Below are 12,451 nucleotides of genomic sequence, written 5' to 3'. Positions count from 1 at the left end.
CACCGTATGTTTGTATCGAGAGTTGATCTCACATGGCGCGGCATGACCAAATTATCCAGAAGGCTGGAGATTTCCGGGCCTGGGGCGGGACACATGCAGCTCCCGGACGATCTTCTTCACCGACCAGCCCGGCACATGGAAGGCCCGGCGAACACGCGCAATCGTATCCACTCGCTTCAACTCTCCCTCCATCCGCCAGAAAAAGACGGATGGCCAGACGAAACAGGTGGGGGGTCAAAATTGGACGCCGGTCACCCCGCCAGAAGGTCAATATTCCACGCCGAAACACAAACAACCGCTCGATCACCAGGGACAGGCTTGAAGCCCGCGTGCTTGCAGGGCTCAAGGAAAGCTCGTCTCACCCGAAGCCGTTGCCGAGGCGGTGGGGAGGCGGCCGAAGCGCTGCGTTCCCTCATCGGCGAGATCGTGCTCTTCCCGGCGACAGGTGGGTGAAGTCCATGCCGAGCTACGCGGCGAGCAGTTCGGCATTCTCGGCCTCTCAAAAGCCGAGGAAACCCGGACGCATCGCGTTCTTATGCCAGCTGTCGAAGCAAGCCCCCGCAACCAGTTCAAGCATAAATCAATCGCCATCCCCGTCTAACCAAGGGGGATTTTTGCGTTTCGGCACCACGCAAGGCATGCTGCGACCACCCGGAGATAACGGTGCGCGCACCGCACGCGGCGCCAACCTTGCTCGAGTTCATCGAGCCGGCATTCTCACCGCTGGTCCTATGTGGCCTCCCAGACCTGGTTCAGTATCCTGGCCGCCAGCGCCGCCTTGTCCTGCGGCAGGAAGCGACCATAGTGCTCCCGCACCACATCCGGCGTATCTGCGAGGCTATCGAGAGCGCCAAACATAGCGTTTGGGTCACGGTTGCCTTCGTTGACCCGCAGTTCGTCATGCCAGATGGCCGGGGAACGCTGCTTGATGTGCTAAACCGCGCGGCGGAGCGAGGCTTGGACGTACGCGTTATATTCTGGCGTCCCGACGCAGTTTCGGCGGGCTGGGGACCACCTTTTCTGGGACACCCGATGATCACTCCCTTCTCAGAAAGCGAGGAGCACGTTTCCGTATTCGCTGGGATCGAGCCCATCCGGAGTTTTGCCACCATCAGAAAAGCTGGCTGATCGACGCAGGCCATTCGACGGAAGTGGGTTTCGTTGGTGGCATCAACTTAACCTTCGGCCTTTATGAGCGAGGCCAAGCTGGAGAAGGGCACCGGCACGACACGTATCTTGAAGTGCAGGGGCCTTCCGCAACAGATAAGGGTATCGCAATACAGCCGCCGCACCTGGCAAACCACCCGCATACCTCCAGTGGAATCGCAAGGTCGTTTCAGCATCGTCGGGCGCCTGCTCGCGCGATCTGGACCGAGTTGCTGCGTAGGCTCACGCAGAAAATCAGCTGTCTCAGTTAGTCAATACGTGCAAAATGCGGCCATCACCTATAGCGGGCAAACTCATTTGTAGGGGCGGACATGTTCGAAAATTCAGGCGGCAAAGAGTTGAAAGATCTCCGTCCGACACTTGTGGTTAAAAAAGACACCCGTAAGATGCCCTTGAAACGGGCTCTCGACTTTTGGCAGGAAACCGCCGGCTCGCTTTATGACGTGAACATCTCTCAACCCGAAGCATTTCATACAACGCATTGTACGTTCCGGCTGGGTGAACTCCTGCTGACTTACTGCGTCAGCGTCGCCCAGAAACTGAGCCGTTCCAGCTATCGCGTCGGCGCAGACGGCTACGATCATTTCGAGGTTCAGTTTTTTCTGGCAGGCCACTGGAGCCGTCAGGACGGACGACAGGAAGCACAGGCTGCACCGGGAGACCTGATCATTCACGACGCAGCGCAGGCTCATGCGGGATCGGCAAGCGATTTTGCCAATCTGACCCTGTTCGTTCCCCGATCGATGCTGGCCCCTTTGTTGACCAGTCCAGATGAACAAAATATGAGAGTTCTCTGCGCTGACGAGCCAATGGTAGGGCTGCTGCGCAATCACATGGACAATCTTTGGCGCGTACTTCCGCTTCTCGATGAGCGGCAGGCAGCGGCGCTCGCGCTGCCGACCGTCGAGCTCATCGCCGTTACGCTCAACGGAATAAAAAGACAGGATGTATCGCGGGGGATATCTGTCGCGCAGCTTGGTGAAATCCGCCGCTACATCGATGCGCATGCGCTGGATCCGACTATTGATCCGGCCGGGATTGCCGCTGCGTTTGGTATCTCGTTGCGCAAACTCACTTATCTGTTTTCGGGCGATGGCGGGGTGGCAACCTATCTTCAAAAACGGCGACTGAACCTGGCACGCGCGGCGTTGCGCGATCCAGCGCAAGCCCACAAATCGATCGCGGAAATCGGGCTTGAGCATGGCTTCGTCTACGCTCATAATTTCACACGCGCATTCCAGCGCCTTCACGGGCTGACGCCGCGCGAGATCCGCGCCGTCGCGCAAAGGAACTGGATGACGGGAACGCACGAATCGCGAAGCTGGTTCGATCGAGCCGCTTTGTGGGGAAGGTAACGGCCCCTATCTGTTCCCTCGAGAATGCCATCTTGCGCGCCGTGAGTATTTTACCGGGTCCAGTTTGCGCGCTGGGATAGATTCACTTCGGTCCACATGTAGCTTCTTATATTCGTTTCAGAATTTTGATTTTTTAGCCTCGATTTGCGCAACGGATCAGGGGCCTCGTCACCGTCGACGCACCAGAACATTGTGACCGCACGACGGATTCAGTGACGAGTAGAACAGGGGATAGTCCGCCTATGGATGGAAGAGTCGCGTGTATCATCGCCAGCACGCTTTTGTTTCCTCGGCTATCAAGATGCTTCATCACGAAGAAATGTATCAGCCCTGATCTGCTGCCAGGCATCATCCGACACGGGGAGAAGCTCAACCAGGTCAGTGTGCCCAATGCACGATGGCGCTGGCTTGCAGGTCTCGTCTCGCAAGTTCGCGACTCGGCGTCGGGCAATATCGAAGTGATTCTGCGGATTGCCAGTCTGCGGCGCCTCCCAAGACTAAACAGATCCATCCGGAATTGGAGTATGCCACTATGAAAAAATTCTTTCTTTCCGCCTTCATCGCGCTCGGGGCGTCAACGGCACATGCGGCTGATGTCGTTGCTGAACCGTCTTCGCCGCCGGTCGCATTTGAAGCGCCCGCCTTTACCTGGTCAGGCGCATATCTCGGCATTCAGGGCGGTGGCGCCTGGGCCACCGGAGAGTTTTCCGGTTTCGGGATATCCAGCACCGAAGATGCCAACGGTGGTCTTTTCGGCGCTTTCGCGGGCTACAATTACCAGTTTGGCAACAATCTCGTGGTCGGCGTCGAAGGCGATATCGAATATAACTGGAACGAACAGGAAATCTTCGGAGCCGAATTCGGCACTGACTGGGCAGGCTCGGTGCGCGGTCGGGTGGGCTATGCCTTCGATCACGCGCTCATCTATGCCACTGCGGGCTGGGCGGCAACGCAGGGTTATGTCGATGTTCCGGGTCTTGGCAAAGACGAGGCCACCTTCGACGGTTATACGCTCGGCGCCGGCCTGGACTATGCTTTCACCAACAATGTGTTTGGCCGCGTCGAGTATCGCTACAACGACTACGGCGACAAGGATCTTCAGGGCGTCAACGTCGATGTCGACCAGCACACCGTTAAGGTCGGTCTGGGCATAAAATTCTAGTAGCCACGAGCGAAGAGAACGAAGTCCACCGCAATTGGAAAACGCACCTCTGTTCGCTTCCGGGGATCATCAGGCTTCCGTGGCAGTGGGTCTTACCCGTTTGATTTTGCCAGTCCGCCTCGGGGACCGGCGGTAGGCGCCTGCTGCGGTGACAATCATTGGGGGCGCCGGTTCGATCCGCAAAAAGGCTGCTCATGTGCGTCAACGAAGGCTGCGGGCCTTCTATTTCCGAATGAGCTTTGCATCCGTATGATCCTCATAGAGACCTTTTTCCTCAAAAGTCTGCGCTTCCATGCCTTGCGTCAGGTTTCATCGCCGGCGTGGGAGAAGCTGAGATGCGGCTTGTCAGTATTTCTGCTGGCGGCGCTCATGCTTTTATATGGCGCCCCGGGCCAAGCCGCACCGCCTGCCATCACACAACATCCCCAGGACGTGACGGTGGCGGCCGGGCAATTCGTTACTTTTTCCGTCTCAACCAGTACCAGCGATGCGACGTATCAATGGCAGGTCAGCACGAATGGCTTTGATTTTTCCATAATTTCAGGCGCTACCGAGAGTACGTACACCTTCAAGCCCGTTCGCGTGAGCGAAACAGGCACGCGATATCGCGTCGTGGTCAGCAAGGACGGTGAGAGCGTTTACTCAAGCCCGGCAACGTTGACCGTCACCAAGGCCGCTTCGATAGTGCTGGTGGACGAACTGCCGCAAGGCAGGGTCTACGGCCAGTCGGTCCAAATAAAGGCGATCGTCATAGGGACAAGCGCCCAGCCGCATGGCGAAATCACCTTCATGGACGGAAACACAAGGATTGGCGACGTCTCGTTCGATACCAGCAATGGGGCCAGCCTTACGATAACAACCAACGAACTCGGTGCTGGCCAGCACACCATCACGGCAGTCTATTCAGGCGACGAAAACCATGAACCTGGCGTTAGCAGCGGCGTTGTCATCGATATCGCCAAGGCAGACCAAAGCATCTATTTCGACACTGTTCCGCCTCAGCAAGCAATTGTGGGTCAGACATATGAAGTGACCGCGCACGCGATGCGCGTAAGCCAGAGCGTACCCATTGAGGTTAAGGGGGAAAGCGGTGACATCTGCACGGTTTCGAATGGCGTCGTCACTTTTCTGAACGTTGGCACTTGCGTGTTGAGCGCCCAAAATATGGGAGACGCCAACTTCAACGACTCCCAAAAGGCTACACAGATGGTGCCGGTGATTGCGGCCCCTGCCCATCCACCACCGGCCGTTACATCCGTTTCCGTGCCAGCCAATGGCTATTACGGAACCGGCGACAGGTTGGATTTCACCGTCAGCTGGGGCGGAAATGTCGACGTTAACACGGGGGGAGGGACGCCCTATATTCCTTTGACGATTGGCGCCACAACGCGCCAGGCCAGCTATCTGTCAGGCAGTGGAAGCAGCGCTTTTGTTTTCACGTACGCGGTCCAGCCGGGGGATGTAGCGCTTCATGGCGTATCGCTTGGTTCGGGGATCGTGGCGAACGGCGGCACCATCCGGGACTTTCAGGGCACTGATGCGGATCTCACGCTCAACAACATTGGCTCGACCAGCTTAGTACTCATATACGCTGTAAACCCCGAGGTTGTTTCAACCAGGGTGATCGGTAGTCCTGACCCCGACGCCGACAGCGTGACGTTCGAAGTCACGTTTTCCGAGCCGGTCACGGGGTTTACCGGATCCGACCTGGTACTAACGTCAAGCGGTACCGCCTCCGGGAGGCTGGGGGTATTGCAGACCTCGGACAACATAACCTATACCGTTCAGGTCGATGATATATCCGGGTCAGGCACCCTTCGTCTTGATGTCCTGGCAAACGCGGTCGACAACGTCGGGGGCAACAGCAATGCGGCTTTTACCGACGGAACACCCTTGGCCGTGGGGCGCTCGATCGCTCTCACGCCGTCCGACGGCTCGACCTTGTCGAATGGCCTGGTCGGCACTGCCTATAACGATGGTTCGATTTCCGCGACCGGCGGTGTCGGCACCATCACCTTCAGCGCCACCGGCTTGCCGCCGGGCCTTTCGATTGATCCTGCGACCGGCGCGATCACGGGAACGCCGACGGCCGATGGCACCTTCACCGTTGCCGTTACCGCAACCGGAGCAACCTCCGGCACGGCCACCGCGAGTTATACCATCGTCATCGCGGCCGCCCCGCTGCCCGTCTCCCTGGCACCCGCTGACGGCTCTACCTTGACTGCGGGAGTCGTCGGAACAGTGTACAGCAACGGTTCGATTTCCGCGACCGGCGGTGTCGGAACCATCACGTTCAGCGCCACCGGCCTGCCAACCGGTCTCGTCATCGACGGGGCTTCCGGTGCGATCACGGGAACGCCAACCGCAGAAGGTGCCTTCACCGTCAACGTCACTGCAAACGCTGCAATCTCAGGCTCGGCTTCGGCCCGCTACGCCATTGTTGTCGCTCCTGCTCCACCAGTCCTGACGGGGATTTCTCCTGCAACCGGTTCAACGATGGGCGGAACCGCGCTCACGATCACCGGCAATCATCTGACCGGCGCGACTGCAGTGATGCTCGGCAGCGTGGCCGCAACCAGCATAAAAGTTGTCAGCAATACCCACATCACCGCGATCGCACCGGCCAATGTCGCGGGTTCCGCCGATGTCTCAGTGACCGCGCCGGGCGGTACAGCCACTCTGACCGCAGCTTTTACCTATATCGCTCCCGCTCTTACCTTCTCGCCGGCTTCAGGCTCAATTCCAGGAGGGACCGCCGGCGTCGAGTATACCCGGGCTGTTTCGGTAACGGGCGGCACTGCACCCTATAGCTTTTCGGCGACCGGACTGCCGGAAGCAATGGGCATCGATCCGCGCACCGGCACGATCCACGGCTTGCCGACCACGCCGGGGACCTACACTCTCGTCGTCAAAGTACGCGACCAGAACGGGCTGAGCGGCACGGCGACCTACAGTCTGACGCTTGGCGGCATCTATCGTCCCGATCCGTCGCAGGATACGGAGGTGATCGGCCTCATCAACGCGCAGGCGCAGGCTGCTCAGCGTTTTGCCACCACCCAGATCAGCAATTTCAACGATCGCCTCGAGCGACTGCACAGCGACCAGAGCCGACATGCTCAATCGCTTGGTATTCGCATCGGCGTCACACAAGACGCCGACCGGACCGAGCCTATAGGATCTGAGGAGGATAGACCGGACAGCGATCCGGCCGGTCGTACCATGGGAGGAAGGCCCCACAAAGAACCAGCCGCGGAAGTCGGCACCGCGGCGCAGCCGCTGAATGCCGTGTTTGGCGACACGGCCTTCTGGTCTGGCGGCTTCGTCAATTTCGGGACCAGTGAACGCGGCAACATCGATCTCGGACACACCCTCATCGGAGTGAGCGGCGGCGTCGATCATCGTTTTGCGCCGGACTTCGTCGCCGGCTTCGGTCTTGGCTACGGTCGTGACAGGACCGACATCGGTTCAAGCGGCACGACAAGCACTGGACAGGCATTCAGCGCTGCGCTCTACGGCAGCTATCATCCCGCACCCTTCTATCTCGACGGTCTGCTCGGGGTGAGCCGTCTCGACTTCGACAGCACCCGCTATGTAACAACGACCGGCGACTTCGCCACCGGAAGCCGGGATGGGACACAAATCTTCGGATCGCTGTCGGCCGGCTATGAACACAGACAGGAAGGCCTGTTGTTCTCCCCCTACGGGCGGATCGAGGCCGCTCACACCCGGCTCGATGGCTTTACCGAGACGGGGGCGGGACCGTATAGCCTGGCCTTTGGCGGGCAGACCTTCGATATGCTGGCGGGCGTGCTCGGCATGCGTGCCGAACACGCAATTCCGATGGAGTGGGGTGTTCTCAACACACGCGGACGGCTGGAATACACGCACGATTTTTCAGGCTCGAGCCAGGCCAGCATGGGATATTCCGACCTCGGCACCATGCCCTACACGCTTGATCTCGACCGCTACATGCGCGATTACCTGACGGTCGGGCTTGGCGTTGACGCCAAACTCCAAAACGACATGACAGTCAGTTTCGACTATCGCACAGCCTTCGGCTTCGACGGCACGGCCCAGAACCACACATTCGGTATTCGTATTGGCGGCAATTTTTAGGACAACGACCTACTCCTGTGGAAAACGACTGCAAGCTTGCGTACTGCGTCTCCTCGCCGCCGTCGCCGCCCGCGCCGATCCTGAATGAGGAACGCATCAATGCGCTTGGCAAGATCGCCATCGTCATCTACGGCAACCACGCGCTCCGGGTGTCGGTGCCTGCAATGCAAGACGTCTTCGGGCGCATCATCGCCGATCGCGGTATTCACAACGTCAACAATGAACGGGAGCGCGGTGAGCACCATGTTCCCGCGTCGCGTCGTGGTCAAGGCGCGGGTGGTGAAGCTTGCGCCGCAGCGCGGCGCATCCCGTGGGGCACGGTTCAAGGCAACACCCGCCAAGGCCGTCGATGCGCACCTGCGGTATCTCGAACGCGACGGTGTGACGCGGGACGGCGAGAAGGGCAGGGTCTATTCGGCCATCGAGGACGAGGCCGACGGCAAGGCCTTCGTCGAGCGCGGCCGTGACGACCGGCATCAGTTCCGGTTCATCGTCGCACCGGAGGACGCCATCGACATAGCAGACCTGCGATCCTTCACCCGTGATCTGATGAAGCAGATGGAAAGCGATCTCGGAACGACAGTCGACTGGATCGCCATCGACTATCATAATACCGGCCATCCCCATACCCATGTCATCCTTCGCGGCATCACCGACGATGGAAAGATCCTCAATATCGCCGGCGACTATATCGCCCATGGCATCCGTCACCGGGCACAGGACCTCGTCACCCTGGAACTGGGACCGCAGACGGAACTGGATGTCGCGGCGAAGCTCGGCCGTGAGGTGGATGCCGAACGATTGACCCGGCTGGACCGGATGCTTGCCTCGGAACAGCAGGAAGGCGGCATCATTGATCTGCGGCCCCATGCCGAGGAAAGCTATACCGTGCGGGCCAATCGTCACCTGCTGATCGACCGGGCCAAGCGGTTGGAAAGCTATCGTCTTGCCGAGGAGATCGAGCCGGGCAGGTGGTTGCTTCGTTCCGATGTGGAGCAGACGCTGCGCGCACTTGGCGAGCGCAACGATATCATCAAGACGATGCATCGGGCCCTGGAGGATCATGGGCTTGCCGACGAACGAGGCGCCAGCCAATACGCATGCACGGGAGGAGCATCACCGAGCCTATCGTCGGCCGGGTGCTGGACAAGGGATTGGCCGGCGACGAGATGAGCGACCGGCTGCATCTGGTCATCGATGGCACGGACGGACGGACCCACTATGTGGAAACCACGGAGATCGGAAAGCTGGAAGAGATCGGCAGGGGCCATATCGTCTCGCTTGATCCAATCCCACCAAAAGCCGAGCGGAGGGCATCGGACCTCAACATCGCAACGGTGGCTGGAAACAATGACGGCATCTATCGCCCGAGCCAACACCTGGAGCAGGCAAGGCAGAAGATCGAACGGATCGGTGGTGATCCCGAAGCCTTCGTCCGTTCGCATGTTCGCCGGCTTGAAGCGCTGCGCCGTGCCGGTCATGTGGAGCGCATCAATGCCGATGAGTGGAAGATCCCCGACGACCTTCCCGAGCGCGGTATGACCCATGATACCGCAGGCCGGGGCAAGGATTTTGCCATCCGCACGCTGTCGACGCTCGACCTTGACCGGCAGGTCGGCAGTGATGGTGCCACCTGGCTCGACCGGGAGCTCGTCTCATCCGACCGCACCCCGCTGTCCGATATCGGCTTCGGCCGGGACGTCAGCGAGGCGATGGATCGCCGCAAGCAGAGCCTTGTCGACCAGGGGCACGCCATGTCGCTCGGCAACGGTCGCATCCGCGCACCGAGGGACTTGCTGCAGCGGCTGGAGGCAGTGGAGGTCGACCGAGTGGCCCATGAACTCGCAAGCCAGCGGGGCCTGAGGTACATGCCCAGTCAGCCGGGGGAATATGTCACGGGTAGGCTCGTCGGCTCCGCCAATCTCGCCAGCGGGCGGTATGCGATGATTGAGGACGGGCTTGGGTTCCAGCTTGTGCCGTGGCAGCCGGTGCTGGAACAGCGGATCGGTCAACATCTCTCCGGCGTCATGCGGGACGGTGGCGGCGTCGATTGGAGCTTCGGCAGGAAGAGAGGCTTGGGGTTGTGAACGCGGCGGCTACTCCGCCGAGCGCGCCTCGCTCGTATCGGATGCCCTGGCGAGCCTGACGCCCGCACCCTTTCCGTCGCTCTCGGGGATGAATTCGACGCCGGCGGTTTCAAGAGCGGATCGAATTTGATCAATCGTGACTTGCTTCAAGGCTTCCCCGCGTTCGAAACGGACGACGGTGTTGGATGACACACTAGCGAGCCGTGAATCTTCAACGTGTATTCTCCGTCCATTGCAGACGGCCAATAGCATGTTGCTGCACGCTATTAGCCTGACCATAACCCAAGTTGTTAGGGAACTCGGATCATGGCTGATTCCGACAATAGCAGAACTTTGCCCACCGTCACACGGCGACGGCTGCTGTCCACCTTGGCTGTGTGGCTGGCAGCGCAGACCAGCAGTGCAGATCAGGAGCGGATTGAAGAAGGAGCGGGCATTGGAGATGACGATCAGGTCCTGGCTTTGTGGCAGCAATGGATGGCAGCACATGGAGAGGTGGAGCGGCTTTGCGAAGCCCAGCAGCGGCTTGAGAGTCAGATGATGAGGCATGTCGGCTTTCCGGATGTCGAGATCGCTCTGACGGACCACGAAGCTCCTGTGCCAGCCTTTTCGATGGAGGAGATAGATTTGCTGCTTGGCGACGGACCGGAGCGGGACGAGATACGGGCCACAGCGAAGTCGACTCTGGCGAAGAAAGGAAATGGAACATGCTTGATCAGAAACTTGGCTATAGTCGCGCCAAGAAGGCCGAAGCAAGGGCATTTGCGATGCGAGATGATCGGGCGCATGCTCTTTGGGCAGAGTCTCCCAGGTCTCTCGCCGGTGTTGCTGCGAAGCTCCACGTCATTCTCTGCATGGGAAGGGAAGATTGTCCGGATGACGAATTCCCTTGGCCGCAGATCAGCGCTGCCGTGATGGATGTCGTAGCCATCGGGGGGGCAATAAATGAAAGTTGTCGTGTTAGAGGCGATGACCGCTTTGCGCCGTCATGTCGGTCATAGAGGCAATTGTTGCCGCTCCCCGAAAGCGGCCATAGCATTGGTTTGACGAGACGACATCTGTGCGCCATGTGTGGACGTCGGCTCTCGCCGGCTTAATCGACTTGGGACGAAGGCGATTAAAAACGAGCACATGGTTCCAGTTCATCGTCGATGGGCGAAAGCAGCTTTTTCTTCTAAGCTGAGGTAGGCCAGACAACGCGGAGCAGCGGTACTGTGCCTTGGCCGTTGGATCACAGCCCCAAGCTGTCATCAACAACGCTTGAACGTCTGTCACAATTGCAAAAAGTGTGCATAATTGAGAAATGAGAACAATCAGTTGTTGATACTGATCGCGAAAAGGTTGGGAGCCCTCTTCTTCAACTTAGCAGACTATCGGGAAATGTAGGGAGAATTCGACAACAATTCAGGGAGGAAGAACAATGAACAAAAAGGCAGTATCGCGTCGAGAGTTGCTGGGAGCATCTACGCTCGTTGGAGTAACCGCAGTTGGGGCTCTTGCCGCCCCGGCCGTGCTTGCCCAGGCACCCACCGTCATTAAAATGCAAACATCCTGGCCCGCGTCGGACATCTGGATGGATTTTGCCCGCCAGTACGTCGAACGGGTCGAACGAATGTCCGGCGGACGCCTGAAGTTCGAACTAATGCCTGCCGGTACGGTCGTCGGCGCGTTTCAGGTGCTCGACGGCGTCAACGATGGCGTGATCGACGCAGCCCACACCGTTCCCGTCTATTGGTACGGAAAGCACAAGGCAGCTTCCCTCTTCGGCACCGGGCCGGTATTTGGCGGCAGCGCAACCACCATGCTCGGATGGTTCCATCAAGGTGGCGGCAAGGATCTCTACCGAGAACTCACCCAGGACATCATGGGGCTGAACCTTTACGGCTTCTATGGCTTCCCGATGCCCGCGCAGCCGTTCGGCTGGTTCAAGAACCAGGTCGCGACCGTGAACGACGTCAACGGCCTCAAATATCGTACGGTCGGGCTCGCCGCCGATCTCATGCAGAATATGGGCATGAGCGTCGCTCAACTTCCGGGCGGCGAGATCGTGCCGGCAATGGAGCGAGGTGTCATCGACGCCTTCGAGTTCAACAATCCCTCCTCTGACATACGGTTTGGTTCGCAGGATGTCGCCAAGAACTACATGCTGTCGTCCTACCATCAAGCGAGCGAATCTTTCGAGTTCCTCTTCAACAAGGATGTGTTTGACGACCTTCCCGACGATCTGCAGGCGATCCTGGAATATGGCGTGGAGGCAGCAAGCACGGCGAATACAGCGTCCGCGATGGACAACTATTCAAGCGACCTTCAAAAACTCCAGGCCGAACATGGCGTGACCGTGCACCGCACTCCAAAGGAAATTCTGGATGCTCAACTGAAGGCCTGGGATGAGATCATCCCCACGCTTGAAGCGGATGTGTTCATGAAGAAGGTGCTCGACAGTCAGCGGCGGTGGGTGGAGAGGGTCGTGTACTACGAATTGATGAACTCCGCCGATCTCGCACTCGCCTATGAGCACTACTTCCCCGGAAAATTGAACCTCGGAGAATAGATTGTGAAGGCCC

8 protein-coding genes are annotated in these 12,451 nt (G+C 59.0%); 7 read left to right on the top strand and 1 reads right to left on the bottom strand.

The window, feature by feature from the left end:
- Positions 1 to 729: 729 nt before the first annotated feature.
- The gene (locus tag ACMGE0_RS06330) at positions 730 to 858 is read right to left on the bottom strand and encodes a hypothetical protein (protein ID WP_436815081.1); all 129 of its coding nucleotides are present in this window, start codon (positions 856 to 858) and stop codon (positions 730 to 732) included.
- Positions 859 to 1,478: 620 nt separating this feature from the next.
- Here ACMGE0_RS06330 and ACMGE0_RS06325 point away from each other — a divergent pair.
- The 7 genes from ACMGE0_RS06325 to ACMGE0_RS06295 all read left to right on the top strand — a co-directional run bounded on the left by ACMGE0_RS06325 (position 1,479) and on the right by ACMGE0_RS06295 (position 12,438).
- Positions 1,479 to 2,522, top strand: coding sequence for a helix-turn-helix domain-containing protein (locus ACMGE0_RS06325; protein ID WP_436815002.1), 1,044 nt, complete (start codon positions 1,479 to 1,481; stop codon positions 2,520 to 2,522).
- A gap of 532 nt (positions 2,523 to 3,054) precedes the next feature.
- The gene (locus tag ACMGE0_RS06320) at positions 3,055 to 3,684 is read left to right on the top strand and encodes an outer membrane protein (protein ID WP_436815001.1); all 630 of its coding nucleotides are present in this window, start codon (positions 3,055 to 3,057) and stop codon (positions 3,682 to 3,684) included.
- A 249-nt stretch (positions 3,685 to 3,933) separates the two neighbouring features.
- Positions 3,934 to 7,800 carry an autotransporter domain-containing protein gene (locus ACMGE0_RS06315; protein ID WP_436815000.1) on the top strand — a complete coding sequence of 1,289 codons (3,867 nt, stop codon included), beginning with the start codon at positions 3,934 to 3,936 and terminating at the stop codon, positions 7,798 to 7,800.
- Between the two features lie 243 nt (positions 7,801 to 8,043).
- The gene (locus ACMGE0_RS06310; RefSeq protein WP_436814999.1) at positions 8,044 to 8,973 is read left to right on the top strand and encodes a DUF3363 domain-containing protein; all 930 of its coding nucleotides are present in this window, start codon (positions 8,044 to 8,046) and stop codon (positions 8,971 to 8,973) included.
- Positions 8,901 to 9,887: a DUF3363 domain-containing protein gene (locus tag ACMGE0_RS06305; protein ID WP_436814998.1), complete on the top strand. Its 987-nt coding sequence runs from the start codon at positions 8,901 to 8,903 to the stop codon at positions 9,885 to 9,887. Before ACMGE0_RS06310 ends, ACMGE0_RS06305 begins: the two co-directional genes overlap by 73 nt.
- Positions 9,888 to 10,193: 306 nt before the next feature.
- The gene (locus ACMGE0_RS06300; protein WP_436814997.1) at positions 10,194 to 10,802 is read left to right on the top strand and encodes a hypothetical protein; all 609 of its coding nucleotides are present in this window, start codon (positions 10,194 to 10,196) and stop codon (positions 10,800 to 10,802) included.
- A 505-nt stretch (positions 10,803 to 11,307) separates the two neighbouring features.
- The gene (locus ACMGE0_RS06295) at positions 11,308 to 12,438 is read left to right on the top strand and encodes a TRAP transporter substrate-binding protein (RefSeq protein ID WP_436814996.1); all 1,131 of its coding nucleotides are present in this window, start codon (positions 11,308 to 11,310) and stop codon (positions 12,436 to 12,438) included.
- The last annotated feature ends 13 nt before the right edge of the window (positions 12,439 to 12,451 follow it).

Source organism: Neorhizobium descurainiae, from assembly GCF_051400715.1.
Lineage (GTDB): Bacteria > Pseudomonadota > Alphaproteobacteria > Rhizobiales > Rhizobiaceae > Neorhizobium.
The sequence above is the reverse complement of the archived record's forward strand: the minus strand, read 5'-3'. Positions and strand labels throughout refer to the sequence as shown.